This window comes from Candidatus Nanopelagicales bacterium, assembly GCA_030700225.1.
Taxonomy (GTDB): domain Bacteria; phylum Actinomycetota; class Actinomycetes; order S36-B12.
This window is the reverse complement of the sequence record JAUYJT010000031.1, coordinates 1-16,963: the sequence shown is the minus strand read 5'-3', so window position 1 is coordinate 16,963 and position 16,963 is coordinate 1. Positions and strand designations below refer to the sequence as shown.

The following is a 16,963-nucleotide window of genomic DNA, read 5'->3' as shown; positions in this document are numbered from 1 at the left end:
TCCGAACAAACGCGACCTTTAGGGTACAGACGCGCCCGTTCCAACGGGAGTTTCTTCCTGTAAAGGTCGCGTTTGTTCGGAACGGCCGCTTCCGCGAAGTGGGGTTGACCAGTTTCGGTGGACGTCATGCCCCGGCCGACTCACCTACTGTCGGCCCGGCCGTCATCGGTGGATCCAGGTTTAGGCTCGCCAACAACACGCCTGTGGCGCTGGGCCGACCAGGTTTTTGGCGACCTCGCAGGCCGTGCGATAATCGGCCGTGACTATGCGAGAAGTCTTGGACATGCGAGAAGCGGAACCGAGCGAGCAAGGCATCCGGATGTCTGATTTCCGGATCATCGAGCGTCAGGATTTTTCCGACGTGACGTTCTTGCTCGAGATACACCATCCCCTGATGGCCAAAGCGGCGAAGCCAGGCCAGTTCGTGATCGTGATGCTCCATGAGCAGGGCGAGCGGATCCCCTTGACGATCGCCGACTTCGACCGCGACGCCGGCACCATCACGCTGGTGATCCAGGCCGTCGGCAAGACGACGCTGCAGATGCAGCAGGAGTGCCTGGCTGGCACGTCCCTGTACGGCATGGTCGGGCCGATGGGCATCCCAAGCGAGATCAGCAAGGCCAAGAAGGTCGTGTGCGTCGGCGGAGGCCTGGGAGTGGCGCCGATCTTCCCGCAAGCCCGTGGCTACAAGGAGGCTGGCGCGTATGTAATCGGGGTCGTCGGCTTCCGTAACAAGGATCTGGTGTTCTGGGAGGACAAGTTCCGGGCCTTCTGCGACGAGTACATCATTTGCACGGATGATGGATCGGTTGGCATCAAGGGGCTAGTAACCGAAGGCATCGAGCAGGCCATCGGGAAGCACGCCGACATCGATGAGGTCGTCGCCATCGGCCCCCCGGTCATGATGAGGGGGTGCGCCGAGACGACCCGGCCCTACGGCATCAAGACGATGGTGAGCCTCAACCCGGTCATGGTCGACGGCACGGGGATGTGCGGGGGATGCCGGGTCAAGATAGGCGGACAGGTGAAGTTCGCTTGCGTCGACGGTCCTGATTTCGACGGCCACCAGGTCGACTTCGACGATCTGATGACCCGACTTCGTCGCTACGCTGCTGCGGAGAAAGTGGCCCTGGACGCTTGGAAGAGCAGCTGCCGTATGCGAGGCGGCGCTAACGCGACCGCGGAAACGAAGAGGTAGCGGAATCCGATATGGCGAAGAAGCAGAAACGTAAGACGATCCGGACGATCCCGCAGGAACGCACGCCGATGCTGGAGCAGGATCCCCAAGCGCGGATCGGCAACTTCGAAGAGGTCGCCTGCGGCTATCCGCGTGAAGCCGCGCTCCGGGAGTCCGAGCGGTGCATGATGTGCCCGGAGAAGCCGTGCGTCATCGGGTGCCCAGTTGGCGTGGACATCCTGGGCTTCATCGAGAAGGTCAACCAGGAGGACATCCGCGGGGCATACGACATCCTCACTAGCACGAACCTCTTGCCGGCAGTATGTGGTCGCGTCTGCCCTCAGGAGAACCAGTGCGAGGGCGTGTGCGTCGTCGGTGAGTCGCTGGAGCCTGTAGCTATCGGACGCCTGGAGAGGTTCGTAGGCGACACGGCCATCGCCGAGGGCTGGGTGAACATGCCCCACATCGAATCCAACCGGTTCAAGATCGGCATCGTAGGATCCGGACCCGCCGGCATGGCGTGCGCCGCGGACATGGCCAAAGCTGGTTGCGACGTCACCGTGTTCGAGGCCTTCCACCAGCCCGGCGGCGTGCTGAAGTACGGGATCCCCGACTTCCGCCTTCCGAACACGGTGATCGACGCGGAGATCGACTCCCTCCGCAGGCTCGGCGTGGTGTTTCAGTGCAACACCCTGGTTGGGCGCTTGTTCACGCTCGAGCAGATGATCAGCGAGATGGGCTTCGACGCTGTCTTCGTCGGTGTGGGCGCTGGCTATCCGACCATGCTCGGAGTCCCCGGCGACTCGCTGAACGGAGTGCTGTCGGCCAACGAGCTGTTAACCCGCTGCAACCTGATGCGAGCCAAGGACGCGGAATACGACACGCCCCTGCCAATGGGCAAGCGGGTCGCTGTCGTAGGCGCGGGCAACACGGCTATGGATGCGCTGCGAGTCTCCCTCCGCCTTGGAGCGGAGCAGGTCTACTGCATCTACCGGCGGTCGCACGCCGAGGCGCCCGCGCGCGCCGAGGAAGTGCACCATGCTCAGCAGGAGGGCGTTGAGTTCCACTGGCTGACGAACCCGGTCAAAATCCTCGATGATGGCCAAGGCGGCGTTCGCGGTATGCGGTGCGTCCGCATGGAGTTGGGCGAGCCTGACGACTCGGGCCGACGGCGCCCGGTGACCGTTGAGGGAAGCGAGTTCGACTTCGAGGCCGACCTGATCGTGTACGCGATCGGTACGAATGCCAACCCGATCATGGGGCAGACCTCGGGCCTGAAGCTGAACAAGTGGGGATACATCGACACTGACGACAACCTCGCCACTTCGCTCGCGGGAGTGTTCGCTGGTGGTGACATCGTCACCGGTGCCGCCACAGTCATTGAGGCGATGGGCGCTGGCCGCAAGGCCGCACAGCGCATGAAGGATTTCCTCGGGATCCGCGATGTCCGCCTCCCGTACGCGGGTGATGGCGATCGCCTCTTTGGAATAGACCGGGCGGAGCACAACTTCCGCCGTGTGTACGTGGCGTGAATGGAGCGACCGACGAGATGACCACTGCGACGTTGAATCCCGCATCCACTGGCGCGGAGGCTGGCGAAGTGCCTGTAGTTGAGCTGAATGAGCACGTCGTCGAGATAATCAGCGACTCGGGCGAGGGTGCGCAGAGCTGTGGACAGTCGCTCGGCTCCATCGCCGCCAGAATGGGCAACGGCATCTGGACGACTGAGATCATCCCGGCTGAGATCCGTCCCCCGGCTCGCAGCGTCGCCGGGGCCAGCGGCAACCGTATTCGCATCGGCACAGGACAGGTCACCAACGGAGGCGACCAGACCGACCTGGTTGTGGCCTTCAACGAGCAGGTCCTCCTGGGACGCGTACGCGACCGGGAGCTCAAGCCGGACTGCATCATCCTGCTGGAGAGTGCCTGGCGGGACCACGCGGACTCCACGATCAAGGACTCCTACATCGAGGCCCACAAGCGCTTGGTCGAGTCCGGCTACCGCGTGTATGAGGTCCCGATGCAGCAGCAGTGCCAGCTACTGGTGTCCGATCCGAGCCGGGGCAAGAACATGTATGCCCTAGGGATGCTGTGCGCGATCTACAGCTTCGATCTGAAGGCGGCGCGTGACCAGATCGCGATCACGTTCCGGAAGAAGTCGCAGTCCGTCATCGACCAGAACGTAGTACTGCTCGAGGCCGGATACGCCTACGCGCAGGAGAACCTCGACATCCGATTCCGCATCCCGGCCAAGACAGAGCCAGGATCGAAGATCGTCACCAACGGCAACATCGCCCTTGCCCTGGGCGTGATGGCCTCGGGCATGGAACTGTGCGCGATGTACCCCATCACGCCGGCGACCTCGGCCTCCCACTACCTGTCGGATGTCTTCGAGAAGGTCGGCGGCATCGTGCATCAGGCCGAGGACGAGATCGCGGCCTGCACCTTCGCTATCGGGGCCTCATACGCGGGCAAGTGCGCGGTGACGATCACTTCAGGGCCGGGCTACTCCCTGAAGCAAGAGGCGATCGGCCTGGCTGTTATGGCCGAGATCCCCCTCGTGGTCGTGAACGTCCAGCGCGGCGGCCCGTCTACCGGCCAGCCAACGAAGACAGAGCAGGGCGACCTCATGGCCGCCATCTTCGGCAGCCACGGGGATGCCCCGAAGGTTGTCATCGCACCGGCGACGATCGAGGATTGTTTCTACTCGATAATCACGGCTCGACGGATCGCAGAGACGTTCAACACGGTGGTCGTCGTCCTCACCGACGCGGGCCTGGCGACGTCGCAGCAGCCGTATCCGCGCCCGGAGTTCAGCGAGAAGTGGCTCGCGCCGCCGATCGACCAGAGCCCCGCGCCTCCGAATGTGAAACCCTACGACTGGGATCCCACTACGGGCTTGGCTCGAAGGTTCATACCCGGACAGCCTGGCGGGATGCACGCCATCACCGGTCTGGCTCACGACTCGGAGAGCCATGTCGCGTACGACCCAGATATCAACATGCAGGGCCTTAGGGCGCGCAGCCTCAAGTTGGCGGCGCTGCAGCGCACCCTGCGGCCGCCGGAGGTCTTCGGCGGCGACGAAGGAGAGCTGCTCGTGGTCGGCTGGGGAAGCACCAAGGGGGCGATCGAGGAGGTCGTCGAGTTGCTGCGTGACGAGGGCAAGTCGGTCTCGTCCATCCATCTGCGCTTCCTCAACCCGATGCCACCGGGGATCAAGGAGATCATGCAGCGGTTCGACAAGGTGATCGCCGTCGAGACGAACTTCAGCGACGATCCCAGTGACGAGATCATCAACGAGTCGAATCGCAGGTACTCGTCGATGGCGATGCTGCTGCGCTCGCGGTACCTGGTTGACATCGACTGCTGGAGTGAAGTGCGCGGACGTCCGCTGCAGCCCAGCGCGTTGCGTGAGGTTCTGCTCGCGAAGCTGGGGGACAAGGCATGAGCATCATGGAGATCTCCGCGACCGAACGCCTGCTTGAGCTTTATGAGGAGCGGCGCAGCCTTGAGGATTACCAGAGCGGCGTGCCGAGGTGGTGCACCGGCTGCGGTGACAACGCCATCCTGGCGGCCGTCCAGCGGCTCTGCCGTGACCGGGGGCTCCGCCCGGAGAAGACGGTGTTCGTATCCGGCATCGGATGTTCAAGCCGCTTCCCGCACTATCTGAACACCTACGGGTTCCACGGCATCCACGGGCGGGCGCTGCCGATCGCTGAGGGTGTGCGGATGTCCCGGCCCGACCTGACAGTGTTCGTGAACACCGGCGATGGCGACCTTTGCAGCATCGGCGCCGCGCATTGGATCCATGCCATCCGGTACAACATGAATCTGACGGTCTTCTTGCACGACAACCAGATCTACGGACTTACCAAGAAGCAGGCATCTCCGACGACGCCGATCGGTGTGAAGAGCAACACGACGCCGCGCGGCAGTTACCTTGAGGCGCTGAACCCCCTGACCGTGACTCTGGGCGTGTCCAACGTGTCCTTCGTCGCGCAGGCCGCCGACTGGATCCCCGAGAGTCTGTACGAGATTGTCAACGCTGCCTACGAGCACAAGGGTCTGTCATTCGTGCGGATCATCCAGCGTTGCCCTGAGTGGCTTCCCAACATGCTCGATCCGTGGATGAAGGATCCAAGCAAGGTTCAGCTTCTTCATCACGAGAACGCCCTCACGTTGAGCGCGGGTCTGGCGCGCGTGTACAAGAACGACTTGTACCACGACCCTCTGGACCTTGATCGTGCGCGCGAAATCGCGTCATCCCATGACGTCATGCCCGTGGGAATCCTCTACCAGAACAGGGACGTGCCGTGCTACGAGGAGACGAGGCACTCAGGAGTTCTGCGCACTGACGAGATCGTCAGGAGCGGGCTCGAAGCCGAGTTCGACAAGTACATGGTCTGAGGGTGGCGAAGGACATGAACAATAACCTCCAGACACACATCGCGTTTCACCTCACCGGGAGCCGGACTGGCACGAACCTGACCTCCATCGACGAGCCCCGCCTGGTACCGGCGCTTCTCGGCGAGTACCAGGATCTATCCACGCTTCGCTACGACTTCCCGCTGGTGCTGGTCGACACCCCGGATGGCGGAAACTACGTCGAGTCTATGTCCGGCATCATCGACGACCTCCTCTCAAAGGCCGCCACCGGTGACGACGGTGATCGCATCCGTGCGCACGTCCTACGTCTTGAAGCTGGGATCCGGGGGTCCGTGGCTAGCGGCGCGCGAGGCAGGCTCTCAGGCCTATGGGACAGCGTTGCCGGTCCCATGTCAGCAGCCGACGAGCTGGTAGCGGACAGCCTCGCGCGGGCTCGGAGCGAGCTGATCGTGGACGGCGAACTGCTTGATTGCGACGTGGACCTGACTCATCGAATCCTGAGCCACGCCTGGGGGATCACCCAGGGTCAGCGTGCCAAGATTTTCAACGACATCGTGGCCCGGCTGATCCTGAGACTTTCCAACATCCTCAAGGCCAACTTCGAGAAATCACGCGAAGGGCTCAGTGCCGAGAACCTCCAGTCCTCGTTCGGCACCGGTCCGATGGACGCCTTCGACTTCGAGACCATGTCGCGCATGTTGGGTCAGTCCGCATCCGCGACGCCGATCGCTGACAGCCGCCGCAGCCGTATTGAAGAGCTGCTGTCGGTGCTCAAGTCGCAGCGTTTCTTCGCCACGCCGACGTCCGCGGACGGGGTCTACGACTTCACGTTCGACGACTGCGCCAGCGCGCTTGAGGCGTATCGCAAGCGGCTACCGCAAGCCCTCGAACTGGCCAGGGCGATCGCCATTGGCGAGCTGGAGATGGCGGGAGAGTACGACGAAGCCAGGCACGACCTGCTGTTCGAGTCGTTCGGAAGCCACGGGCTTGACGCCAGGTACCTGGCGATGTTCCCCGAGTATCTGGTGAACCTCAATTCCGACCGAATGCTCGTGCAGGACCAGGAGCTGCTCTTCGAGATCCTCTGCGCTGACCTTCCGTTCAAGGTGATGGTCCAAAGTGATGACGTCATCGAGGAGTCGGAGGTCGGCGACGGGCACTTGGCGTTCTCGCTGCGAAGCAGGAGCTTGGCCAGCACCGCGATGGGCCTTACGGATGTGTTCGTGCTTCAGGCGCCGAGCTCAGCTCTCCTGCACCTGCGCGATGAGATCCGGCGCGGGCTCGACCACACTGGGCCGGCCCTGTTCAGCGTTTTCTCCGGCGGTAGCGCCGCGCAGGCGGGCACGTCGGCCTACCTGACGGCGGCTGCGGCCCTTGAGTCGAGGGTGTTCCCCGCGTTTGTCTACGATCCATCGGCCGGTGATGACTGGGCCTCGCGATTCTCGATCGCCGCCAACCCGCAGCCCGAGATGGACTGGCCAGTCTACGACTTCGCCCATCAGGACCGGGAGTGCCAGGCAGTTCGCGGTCAGGTCGCGTTCACTTTGGTGGACTTCGTCGCTTACGACCCGCGCCAGGCGTCGCACTTCGCTCGCGTTCCGCAAGACGAGTGGACCGACGACTTGGTACCGGTGACCGAGTTCGTGGATCTGTCGACGCGGGAGAAGATCGACGAGGTGCCGAGCCTGCTCATGGTGGATCCGGATGACTCGCTACAGCGGGTCATCGTCCCTGACAGGTTGATCCGCGAGTCCCGTCGATGTCTTTCCCTGTGGCACAGCCTGCAGGAGCTCGCCGGCATCCACAACTCGCATGCCGAGCGGGCGGTGGCGCGCGCGGAGGCGGCGTTCCTGGAGAGGTCGGTTGCGGTCGGCCCCACTCCCGACGGTGGGCCAGTGGCGCAGCAAACCCTCGCCGAAGCGGCAGTGCCCGCGGTCGGTGAGGCGGCGGTCGAAGCCGATGAAGAGCCAGAGAGGTCGCCCGACGAGACGTACATAGACACCGAGCGCTGCTCAACCTGCAACGAATGCACCGAGATCAACAACAAGATGTTCGCGTACAACGATAATCAGCAGGCGTACATCCAGGATCTGGCCGCGGGCACTTATGCCCAGCTGGTCGAGGCGGCGGAGAGTTGCCAGGTGGCGGTGATCCACCCTGGCAAGCCTCAGAATCCGAATGAACCGGGGCTTGAGGAGCTACTCAAGCGCGCTGAGGTGTTCGCGTAGGTCCGGCTTGAATAGGTGGTCGCCCGCAGCGGACTACCCTCGCTGCGGCACCGCCCTGCCGCCCCTGCCGAAACGGCCGTTCCCGACAAACGCGCATGTTTAGGTACAGACGCGCCCGTTGCAACGGTCGCGTCCTTGCGAAACGGATGCGTTTGTCGGGAACGGGCGTTTCCGCGAAGGAGAGGGGCGGCGCTGCTGCGAGGCGTGGCTCCACGTTTGGCCGGTGGCGCGCAGGCCGAGTGTGGCCTAGCCTTGAGAGTGGAAGGACAACTGAACAGGGGGGTGACTGGTTTCGACATCGGATGTTGAGACGGGAGAAGCGGGCCGAGGATCACGGTGATCTTGTAATCCATCCGTGAAAAAGATAGGTGCCAATCAAAACCGCACCAACTTCGCTCTCGCTGCCTGACAGCGACTAGGTGAAGCGTTCGGCGGGAAGTGTCCCCGCACCGTCGGACGTCGTTAGGGGACTAACCAAGGGCGCGGGTCACGCGCGTCGGCGGAAGACCAAACAGTGACTTGGGCCGTGTTACCTGCTGTGTCGCACGAAGCAGGGAGGCCGAGAACGCGCAACGACGACTGCGCCCGGAGAATGCCCCGATCACCACCGATGGACCCGGGTTCGATTCCCGGCACCTCCACAACCGGCCTGGCCGGCGGAAGACCCGGCAGACCGAACACCAGCGTCGCGAACCTCGATGCCGCCGGGGGAAGGACGGGACCGATGCGAAAGATTATCGTTGCCGCGAGCGCTGGTGTGGCTGCGTTATCCCTGGCCATCGCGGGGTGCTCGAGCGCGACGACCGACGACGACGTCGTCAGGAGTTCTGGCGCGGAGCCGAACACTGCGCCCCCTAGCGCTTCCACAGTGGCTCCTGACGGTGTGACCGCAAACGCGCCCTCCTACGACGTTGACTCCGGAGGGTCGGTGTCCATCGTCTACAGCAAGAAGCTCGTCAAGGACCAGCAGTTCCAGATCGAGGGCGGCTGGATCCGCGGGGACTCGGGTACGCTCGTGCTGACGAACAGCCAAGGGGGCCCGCGGACTTTCCCTTTGCGGGATGTGTCGGTCTGGCCGAACGAGGCCATCAAGATTCGCCTCTACGCGCGCGACCTCCTCCTCGGCGAGACGCCGGAGAAGCATCAGCCAATGTTGCTCAGGCAGGAGGCCTCAGGCTACTGGAGCGGATCGGCAACGATTCCTCAGGTCAGGCTCCTAGGCGTGGCCTATGTGGACATCACGGTGACGATCAAGGACATGCACATCATTCAGAAGTAGTCGGCGGCTAGCTACAGACCCGGAAGGGATTCGGTCATGGTCCCCCCGGTCTTTCCCATGACGCAGATGACTTGGCGGTCGCCGCGCTGCCAGGAGTCGGCGAGAGGGTAGATCAAGGCGAAGTCGAGCGACTGCGCGACTCCCGCGCTGGCAGTTTCAGATGGGACACGCTGCGAGCATTGCGTGCTGGCGTCTTCGAATACGGTGTCCTGCCCCGGATAGGGCCCACCAGGCATGTCGAAGATGACCACGATCTGGCCTTGATGGGGCTGGCCGCATGGGGCAACGTTGAGGGATCGGACTGTCGTGGATTCGGTCGTGCTTAGCGCTGACAAGTCGGTGAGGCAGTCGCCCACCCGGGCGTTTTCGAAGCTCTCGGTGCCAGCTTCGGTGACGTTTCCCGACGAATCGCGCTGGGCTGTGTTGGAGAGAGTCAGGGCGACCAGTCCGATGAAGATCACCGCCCAGAGGATCGAGATCACGATCGCTGCGATAGCCAACCCCCGACCGCGTCGTTGTCCGTTCTGCGTCCGTACGAGCCCGGCGATGCCAAGGGCTGCGCTGAGGCATGTGGTTCCGAGCACCGCGAGGATGAACGCGACAACGGCGAATCCATCCCACGGAGGCTCAGGTGATGGCCCGGGGGCGTAGAGGGGCTGGCCATACGCCTGCATCGGGCCGGGCGGGGGCGCCGGGGGGGCACCGGGCGGAGGGGATGCGAGCGGCGGGAGCGTCGGAGGTGGCATGGCGTCAAGCGGCTCGGAGCCGGTGGGACCGGGGGATGGGGGCGGTTCTCCCCCCGCACTGGGGGTATTGGATTCTGGCGCGCCGCCTTCGGTCATGCCAGGAACGGTAGCCAAGATCGCTGCTCGGTTGCAGAGCGAGAAGCTCGAGCTTGGACCGAGCCCTGGGCGTCAGAGACCTGTGCCATCCGCATCGCCTGGTCGGCGTGGGCGAGCACTCGGCGGGCGGAGGCTCAGGTCGACCTAGGCGTGACCGTCACCCACAGGAAGGTCTCGCCCGCGATCGTGCGGTCCTGCGCGTCCACGACATCCAGTCCGGCGGCGTCGAGTTGAGCCCGAAGCTCCTCCGGCGTGGTGTGGCTGTAGAACAACTGTTGACCCATGAACTCCTTGGTCCCGTTGAACCGATCGTGCCCGGTGTAGGCACGTGTGGCATACGTGAACAGAGCGGTGCCGCCTGGACGCAGCCACGCGCGCATGTTCGCGAACAACGCCGGGTGGTCCGTCCACGGGATGTGGAACAGGGCGTAGATCGCCACGATCGCGTCGAAGGACTGATCGGGGAATCTCACGCTGCGCATGTCGGCGTGGATGACCTCCATGCCGGGCACGAACTTGGCTGCCAGGTCGAGCATCGCGCGGCTGCGATCCACGCCGGTCACGTGCCATCCGGCGGAGGCGAACTCAAGGGCGACGGGTCTGCCCGCGCCGCAGCCCAAGTCGAGCAGGTTTCCGGACGCCGGGAGCCGGGCGCGGAAATCACGGAGTACCTCAGTCAGATCAAACTCGTCCCGGCTGGCGTCGTAAGTCGTGGCGGAGGAGTCGTAGATCGCGGCGATCGACTCATCGTGGCTATGGTCCATTGGAATCGAACAGGTACTTGTCGAACCACTTGATGTCTTCGGTCAGCTTTCGCGCCTGGTAGGAGCGCTGGATGGGATCGTGGCCGGCCCCGGGGAAGATGAACAGCTCGACCGGCGCTTTCCCGTACTTCTGCAGGGCGCGGAATGCGCTCCATGTCATACCTGGCGGCACGCTTATGTCGGCATCCCCCTGGTACATAACTGCGGGCGTTTCAACGTCGCGAGCGCTGTAGAACGGCGCCATCGCGGCGTCCGTGTACAGCGACGGATTCTCGATGGGGCCCGCGCCGAAGTAGTACTCGAGGAGCAAATACCCGTCCACGGCTGATCCCCAAAGCGAGACCCACTCGTTTCCCCCGGCTCCGAGCGAGGCTGCCTTGAAGCGCTGGTCCTGGGCTATGAGCGCGTTGGACAGGATCGAGCCGTTTGACCACCCCAGAGTTCCGAGCCGGTTGTCGTCGACCATCCCCAGTTCTACGAGACGGTCGATGGCGTTCTCGATGTCCTGGAGGGGGTAGTCGTAGAACCGGCCGTCGCGAATCGAGCGGGCGAAGTCGAGGCCGTACTCGCTGCTGCCGTGGTAGTTGGGGGCCAGCACGAAGGCTCCCTTTTGCGCCATCAACTGGTAGGGGTAGAGCGAATAGGTGTTGCTCGCCCATTCGGCTAGGTCGACGTGGAATGGTCCGCCGTGGATCATCAACACGAGCGGGTACTTTTTGCCCGGCTCGTAGCCGCTTGGGTACCAGAGGATGCCGTCCACGGGATCGTTCTGCGCGCCCTGCCAGCTGATTACCTCGCTCCTGACGAACTCCTTGCCGGACCAGCCCGCGTTGAGGTCCGTGAAGCGCCTCGGGTCGCTGATGTTCCCGGAGATGATCTTGGCTGCGTACATCTGCGGCGGGGTGCTGGGCGTCGAATAGAGGTAGACGATCTTCTTCCCGTCCTTGGAAACATCGAAGGCGAAGATGCTTCCCTGATGCTCGCCTTCCAATGCCTGTCTCGCCGGTGACTGCTTCGGCCCCGAATAGGCGGCGAGCCTCGGGTTCGTGCCGTCCGCGAGCATCGCCATGAAGCCGTCAGACGTCGAGGCCACGGCCGGAGTCGCGCCCGTTTGCGAATGAATGCCTCGGCTCCAGTCCAGATCGACCTCGCTGTCGCTTCCGGAAGGAACGTCGAGCGCCCGAATCTTGGTCGTCGTTGCGGCCAGCAACTTGTCGGGCGTGTAGTTGCTCTCCACCCAGGCCGTCTGGGAATCGGAGGACCACGTGACACCGGATACCGAGCGGACGTCCTGAAGTACTGACTTCTCAGTTCCGTTCGAGAGATCGACGAGGTAGTTCAGGCGCGGCACTTGGGGTATCTTCTGGTAGTACTCGTTGCCTCCACCGAAGTCCCGCGTCTGGACCGTGAGCGCCTTGCCGCCGTCGGGCGAGAGCCAGAATGAGGTGATCTGGTCGTTGTTGTGCGTCAGCGGGACAACTTTCCCTCCAGCGGCGGCGACCTGGAAGAGCCTCACCTTGTCGTCAGTCTCGGTCGTGACGTGGATCGTCTCGTCCGTGTCATCGGCGTCCGCGTCGACTACGGGAGCTGTGAACGCGAGCGTGGAGGCGTCCCGCCACGCGTGCGCGACCACGCCTCCTTCGACGGAGGTGACCTTCGTTGGCTTCCCGCCGGAAGCCGGGACCGTGAACAGCTGCGTTGTCCCGTCAGGTGCCGCGTCGATGTAGGCGAAGGTGGTCCCATCTGGGGACCACTTGGGAAGGCCCGCTATCAGGCCTGAACCGGAAAGGACCAGCTTGCTCTTGAGAGTCGCGAGGTCCGTGACGTACATCTTCCACGACGGGAGCTCCTCGCCCGGCGTGTAGTTCGTTTTGATCCACATCGCTCGGGACGCGTCTGGAGACATGAAGGGGCCCCACGGCAGGTCGGCGTTCAGGATGTCCTTGGCCGTCAGTGACTTGGCCGCCGGGATGATCCCCTGCGGTTGCCGCGTTGGATCCTTGAGTGGTTGCGACGGGCTGCATCCGGCGGAGAACGCGAGCGCTGCCACTGCCGTCAGTGCGACGATTACTGAAGAAACCGGCCTCGAGTGGGGCTTTGGCATGCCAGCCGCCTTCCTGCCCTGTCGCTCGCTCGTGACGAGTGAAACAGATCGCATGCCGGCCAGTCCAGCTACTCGAGGGTGTTGATCTCGTCCGAGTGAGTCCCGGGCCGTCTGGAGAAGCCTCCGCCACGACGCCAGGCGCGGCGGCGTCGAGTTGAGCCCGGAGATCCTGCGGCGAGTGACTTAACGCCCCTTGCGCCAAGGCGGCCTTGCCGTTGACGTGTCAGGGACGAACTCCCCAGGACACCTTGTCGGCTGGTTGAATCGCGCCCTCCGTCGCCACTATCGCCCTGGCCTTCTTGCCATTTGGTTTCGCGGTCCACAAAGTTCCGATCCCGGTGATATCAGGGTCTCCGCAATCGCCTTCACAAGTGAGGTAGGCGATCTTGTTGCGATGAGGCGCGTAGACGGGGCTGGTCACCCACGTGTTCTTGGGCGACTTGACGACGCGCTTGGTTGTCAGGTCGTTCAGATCGATGCGAACCACGTTGCGCGCGCCGCGCGTCGCGAGAATCGCGTCACCTCGGGGGTCCCATGAGGGCGAACCGAACTGTGCCGGGCGACCGGAAGTCAGATTGGTCTTCGAGCCTGTCATCATGTCGTACACGTACACGTCCGCGCTCTGGATTCCGTTCTGGCCGAAGACGACCCGCTCGTAGGCGAGCAAGCGCCCATTCGGTGAGAAGGATGGGCCGTACAGGTTCGCGCCCTTGGCCTTGAGCAGTACCCGGGCGCCCGTTCCGCGAGACTTCATGATCCCGATCTGTGCGTTGCCCGACTTCGGATAGGTCAGGTAGGCGATCAGGTTCTGAGACGGACTGGCGACTGGGCAGGCCGCGTATCTCGTCGTCGATCCGATCAAACGAGCGCGTGAGCCGTCGCCGCGCATTCGGTACAACTGCGGCAGGGTGTCGTCTGATCGATCCGCGTTGTCGAAGAGGATCCTCTTGCCGTTGGGGCTCCATGACGGACACTCGTTCCACACATCGGGGCCCGAGGGCTGGGTTAGCTGCCGCAAGCCCTTGCCATGACCCGTAACGCTGAATATCTGCACCGTTCCGGTGTCCCCGTCCACAGCGCTGAAGACGAGCCGCCCGTTGGTTGGATACTGGGCGGGGTCCGCCTGGACCGCGGTTCCCGAGACGGCTCCGAAGGCCAGCGCGGCACTCGCTGCGGCGATCGTCCATCTTGCTTTGCGCATTGATTCCCCATCCGGTCGGTTCTGCGGCAACTAGCAGACGCTAGCAAGAAACCTGTCGGCTCCATCGCCATCGCCATCGCCATCGCTGAGGCGCGTGCTGAGGGCCGGAATCCTGCGCGGACAGAGGCTGAGCTTGCCGCCTTGGAGTCGGCGCGCTGAAGGGCATCCGTTGGGCCTGGCTCGGCCGTTCGCGCCGCATCCTGTATGAGATCTCAACGGATGGGTCAGCTCACGTCCTAACGATCGCGCCGCGCAAGGACGCCTATCGGTGAACCGCCGCCGACCAGGGGCACCAGCAGACCCTTCCTGACCTGCTTGAGAAAGGGGGTCACTTCGGGCGGCCGGCCTCCCATATCGCGGCGATGGGGACTGCCTTGAGGCCAGGGCCGAAGGCCAGCGTGTTCGTTCCAGCGTGAAGGACGATCCCGAGGCGCAGATCATCACCAATTCGTTCCCTGAGGTGATGGATCCCCCGGAAGTCCTCCGATCGCACCGTGGATGAGGCCTTGACCTCGATCGCGATGACAGCTCCCGAGCGGTCCTCTGCGATGAGGTCGACTTCCACTCCATCCTTGGTTCGGTAGTGGGACAGTTCCACCCGAACATCGCTCCACGTGGCTTGCCGTGCCAGTTCCATCGCCACGAAACCTTCCAGCAGCGGCCCCAGATGAGACTGGGGTCTCGCCAGGCTCTCGGGCGTTTCCCCGAGCAGGTTGGCAGCGATCCCGGAGTCGACGAACGCCAGCTTGCTTGCCGATGTTGCCCTGGCGCTCACGTTTCGACTCCAAGCCGGGATTGCGGCGATCAGGAAGACCTCTTGAAGCAGTGCCAGGTAGCGCGCCACCGTGGGGCGTGAGATTGCGAGTTTGTTGGCCAACCCCGCAGGCATCATCAATGAGCCTGAGCGTGCCGCCAGCATCGGAAGCAGCGCCCGAAGTTGGGGCGCTCGCTCGATCTGGGAGAGGTCCCGCACATCGCGATCGACGATCGAGCGTGTATACGAATCCAGGAATGCTTGCAGCCGTCGAGCGGAGCGGTTGCGGGCGTCCGGGAAGCCTCCGCGCGTCAATCTGGACAAGTACTCGGAGCGGGCGACCGATGTCGTGTGCGTGAAATCGGGACCGTCTTGGAACACCGCATCGAGGAATTGGTCGGGGGAGACGTCGATCTCCCCCTGTGACAGCGGCCAGAGGCTGATCGTTTCGACGCGGCCGGGCAGCGAGTCGGCGACTCGTCGCGTCGCGAGGACTTGTGCGGACCCCGTGAGTAGAAACTGCCCGGGGCGGGGATCTCGATCCACTCGGGACTTGATGGCCAGGAGTAGCTCTGGAGCACGCTGGATTTCGTCGATGACCAGGGGACCTGGCGTTTCGACGAACCCGACGGGATCTGTTCGGGCCGCCTCCAGCATTCCGACATCGTCGAGTGTGCGTACCTCGGCCCCCGGTAGGTCTACGAGGCGCGTGGCGAGAGTCGACTTGCCGACCTGCCGAGCCCCCTGCACCAGGACGACCCGGGTGTCCCGCAGAGCCTCGGCGACGAGGCGCGACGCGTGGCGAGCGACGAGGTTGTCGGCGGCGGCCATTTCGAGAGCCTACCTCGCCGGGGTCCTGGATGGTGTCGCGAGCGTTCGATTAGTCGCGGGTCGCGTGTTCGAATGGTCGCATGGTGTGCGTTCGATTGGTCGCAGGTGGCGTGTTGGGAACGGCCGCATGCCAGCGGAAGTGGGGGCCCTTGCTCTGGTGATTCCGCAGAACCAATCCGCAGGCGGGGGGAGCCAAGTTCGGCGAGTTTTCCACCGTTACGCGAGTAGTCCTAGTCAGTGAGGAATGAACGCCGGTATGATGGAAGTATGACCAAGAAGATCACAGTCAGTTTGCCGGATGAGCTGGTTCTCGAAGCCCAGCGGGCAGTCGAGCAGGGCCGGGCGGACAACGTGTCGGCATACGTCGCTCGCGCCATGTCTCAGCAACGCGAAGACGACACGCTGACCGAACTTGTGTCGCAGATGCGGTCCAGCGGCGGGGAGCCAACCCCGGAGGATTACGCCTGGGCAAGCCAGGTGCTCGGCCACCCCGTCACGCATCCGGTGACTCCGGCCGGTGAGCCGCTGAACGCCGCGTCGTGACCGGCATGGTCTTCGATGCCGGCGCCCTCATCGGTATCGAGAGGAATAAGACGCGGATGATCGCGCTACTCGCCGGGATGAATGAAGGCGGCGACCAGGTGTTCGTGCCAGCCGCGGTCCTAGCTCAAGCGTGGCGCGGTGGCGCTGGGCAGGCGCGCCTCGCCAAGTTCCTCAAGGACAAGAGAGTCACCGTCGAACCGCTCACCGAGCACCTGGCTCAAGCCTGTGGTGTTCTGTGCGGCAAGTCAGGAACAGATGATGTTGTGGACGCGTCTGTGGTGACGTTGGCTCGCAAACTCGGATTGCCCATCGTGACCGGCGACGAGCATGACCTGGCCGCGTTGAATGCCATCGATCCGACAGTCACGATCCACAGCATCTGACGCTGTGGATCACCACGGTGTTGTGTGTCCCGGGTTCCACGGCGTCTGTCGTGTGGGGCACGCGGACTCGTCCGCGGAGGTGCCGGGACCCGACCGTTCCCGCTAGTGGCCCACACGCCGTGCGCTCGCCACTTCCGCGAGGACGTCGGATAGGGCTAGGCCCTCATAGCCGAGCGACACGACGTGACCGACATCGACCCCGACTGTGCCGATCCGCCCAGCGCGGCTCGGGCGGGGGGCAGTCCCGCTGACTGTGACTTGGACGGTCGTTTCCGCGGATCTCAACCCGGCGCTCCTCGTCTTGTGAATACCGCAGAATCTACCGAGCTACTGCTCTGCGTCTGACTTCGTGAGGAACTTCCCCTGTTTCAATACCCAACCAAATCGGGTGGTCTCGGAAGGATCAACGAGACGAAGGGTTGGGTTTCATGATTGGGACTGTATCGGGTGCCTCCCGCAAGCGGAGGCGTT

General features: G+C 63.7%; 14 protein-coding genes and 1 other RNA gene. 9 read left to right on the top strand and 6 right to left on the bottom strand.

Annotated features, from left to right (window positions below; all coding sequences use genetic code 11):
* Positions 1 to 265 precede the first annotated feature (265 nt).
* From Q8P38_04550 to Q8P38_04520, 7 genes are all read left to right on the top strand, one after another.
* The gene (locus Q8P38_04550) at positions 266 to 1,198 is read left to right on the top strand and encodes a sulfide/dihydroorotate dehydrogenase-like FAD/NAD-binding protein (protein ID MDP4013872.1); all 933 of its coding nucleotides are present in this window, start codon (positions 266 to 268) and stop codon (positions 1,196 to 1,198) included.
* Between the two features lie 11 nt (positions 1,199 to 1,209).
* Positions 1,210 to 2,709, top strand: coding sequence for an NADPH-dependent glutamate synthase (gene gltA / locus Q8P38_04545; GenBank protein ID MDP4013871.1), 1,500 nt, complete (start codon positions 1,210 to 1,212; stop codon positions 2,707 to 2,709).
* A gap of 17 nt (positions 2,710 to 2,726) precedes the next feature.
* Positions 2,727 to 4,625 (top strand): 2-oxoacid:acceptor oxidoreductase subunit alpha, encoded by a 1,899-nt coding sequence (locus Q8P38_04540; GenBank protein MDP4013870.1) that lies wholly within the window; start codon positions 2,727 to 2,729, stop codon positions 4,623 to 4,625.
* Positions 4,622 to 5,584: a thiamine pyrophosphate-dependent enzyme gene (locus Q8P38_04535; protein ID MDP4013869.1), complete on the top strand. Its 963-nt coding sequence runs from the start codon at positions 4,622 to 4,624 to the stop codon at positions 5,582 to 5,584. The genes Q8P38_04540 and Q8P38_04535 overlap by 4 nt, the downstream gene beginning before the upstream one ends.
* A 2-nt stretch (positions 5,585 to 5,586) precedes the next feature.
* Complete coding sequence (locus Q8P38_04530; GenBank protein ID MDP4013868.1) at positions 5,587 to 7,791, top strand: ferredoxin; 2,205 nt, start codon at positions 5,587 to 5,589, stop codon at positions 7,789 to 7,791.
* A gap of 278 nt (positions 7,792 to 8,069) precedes the next feature.
* Positions 8,070 to 8,435: a transfer-messenger RNA gene (ssrA, locus tag Q8P38_04525) on the top strand.
* An 80-nt stretch (positions 8,436 to 8,515) separates the two neighbouring features.
* A complete protein-coding gene (locus tag Q8P38_04520) occupies positions 8,516 to 9,070 on the top strand; it encodes a hypothetical protein (GenBank protein ID MDP4013867.1) in 555 nt (184 codons plus the stop codon).
* Positions 9,071 to 9,081: 11 nt separating this feature from the next.
* Here Q8P38_04520 and Q8P38_04515 read toward each other — a convergent pair whose 3' ends face one another.
* From Q8P38_04515 to Q8P38_04495, 5 genes are all read right to left on the bottom strand, one after another.
* Entirely contained in the window at positions 9,082 to 9,912 is an 831-nt protein-coding gene (locus Q8P38_04515) for a septum formation family protein (GenBank protein ID MDP4013866.1), read from the bottom strand.
* Between the two features lie 134 nt (positions 9,913 to 10,046).
* Positions 10,047 to 10,676: a methyltransferase domain-containing protein gene (locus Q8P38_04510; protein MDP4013865.1), complete on the bottom strand. Its 630-nt coding sequence runs from the start codon at positions 10,674 to 10,676 to the stop codon at positions 10,047 to 10,049.
* The gene (locus tag Q8P38_04505; GenBank protein MDP4013864.1) at positions 10,666 to 12,834 is read right to left on the bottom strand and encodes a prolyl oligopeptidase family serine peptidase; all 2,169 of its coding nucleotides are present in this window, start codon (positions 12,832 to 12,834) and stop codon (positions 10,666 to 10,668) included. The genes Q8P38_04510 and Q8P38_04505 overlap by 11 nt, the downstream gene beginning before the upstream one ends.
* A 169-nt stretch (positions 12,835 to 13,003) precedes the next feature.
* The gene (locus Q8P38_04500) at positions 13,004 to 13,981 is read right to left on the bottom strand and encodes a hypothetical protein (GenBank protein MDP4013863.1); all 978 of its coding nucleotides are present in this window, start codon (positions 13,979 to 13,981) and stop codon (positions 13,004 to 13,006) included.
* A 328-nt stretch (positions 13,982 to 14,309) separates the two neighbouring features.
* The gene (locus tag Q8P38_04495) at positions 14,310 to 15,566 is read right to left on the bottom strand and encodes an ATP-binding protein (protein MDP4013862.1); all 1,257 of its coding nucleotides are present in this window, start codon (positions 15,564 to 15,566) and stop codon (positions 14,310 to 14,312) included.
* A gap of 267 nt (positions 15,567 to 15,833) precedes the next feature.
* Here Q8P38_04495 and Q8P38_04490 point away from each other — a divergent pair, with 267 nt between their 5' ends.
* Together Q8P38_04490 and Q8P38_04485 are read left to right on the top strand one after the other, a co-directional pair.
* Positions 15,834 to 16,109 carry a hypothetical protein gene (locus tag Q8P38_04490; protein ID MDP4013861.1) on the top strand — a complete coding sequence of 92 codons (276 nt, stop codon included), beginning with the start codon at positions 15,834 to 15,836 and terminating at the stop codon, positions 16,107 to 16,109.
* Complete coding sequence (locus Q8P38_04485; protein ID MDP4013860.1) at positions 16,106 to 16,492, top strand: PIN domain-containing protein; 387 nt, start codon at positions 16,106 to 16,108, stop codon at positions 16,490 to 16,492. Before Q8P38_04490 ends, Q8P38_04485 begins: the two co-directional genes overlap by 4 nt.
* Before the next feature lie 102 nt (positions 16,493 to 16,594).
* Here the strand turns inward: Q8P38_04485 and Q8P38_04480 are convergent, their stop codons facing one another.
* Positions 16,595 to 16,777, bottom strand: coding sequence for a hypothetical protein (locus Q8P38_04480; protein ID MDP4013859.1), 183 nt, complete (start codon positions 16,775 to 16,777; stop codon positions 16,595 to 16,597).
* Positions 16,778 to 16,963: the final 186 nt, after the last annotated feature.

What these genes read in the sequence shown, in the direction of transcription:
- Q8P38_04550 (MDP4013872.1), top strand. Translation starts at nt 266, where the DNA reads ATGCGAGAAGTCTTGGACATGCGAGAAGCGGAACCGAGCGAGCAAGGC.
- gltA (MDP4013871.1), top strand. Translation starts at nt 1,210, where the DNA reads ATGGCGAAGAAGCAGAAACGTAAGACGATCCGGACGATCCCGCAGGAA.
- Q8P38_04540 (MDP4013870.1), top strand. Translation starts at nt 2,727, where the DNA reads ATGACCACTGCGACGTTGAATCCCGCATCCACTGGCGCGGAGGCTGGC.
- Q8P38_04535 (MDP4013869.1), top strand. Translation starts at nt 4,622, where the DNA reads ATGAGCATCATGGAGATCTCCGCGACCGAACGCCTGCTTGAGCTTTAT.
- Q8P38_04520 (MDP4013867.1), top strand. Translation starts at nt 8,516, where the DNA reads ATGCGAAAGATTATCGTTGCCGCGAGCGCTGGTGTGGCTGCGTTATCC.
- Q8P38_04515 (MDP4013866.1), bottom strand. Translation starts at nt 9,912, where the DNA reads ATGACCGAAGGCGGCGCGCCAGAATCCAATACCCCCAGTGCGGGGGGA.
- Q8P38_04510 (MDP4013865.1), bottom strand. Translation starts at nt 10,676, where the DNA reads ATGGACCATAGCCACGATGAGTCGATCGCCGCGATCTACGACTCCTCC.
- Q8P38_04505 (MDP4013864.1), bottom strand. Translation starts at nt 12,834, where the DNA reads ATGCGATCTGTTTCACTCGTCACGAGCGAGCGACAGGGCAGGAAGGCG.
- Q8P38_04500 (MDP4013863.1), bottom strand. Translation starts at nt 13,981, where the DNA reads ATGCGCAAAGCAAGATGGACGATCGCCGCAGCGAGTGCCGCGCTGGCC.
- Q8P38_04495 (MDP4013862.1), bottom strand. Translation starts at nt 15,566, where the DNA reads ATGGCCGCCGCCGACAACCTCGTCGCTCGCCACGCGTCGCGCCTCGTC.
- Q8P38_04490 (MDP4013861.1), top strand. Translation starts at nt 15,834, where the DNA reads ATGACCAAGAAGATCACAGTCAGTTTGCCGGATGAGCTGGTTCTCGAA.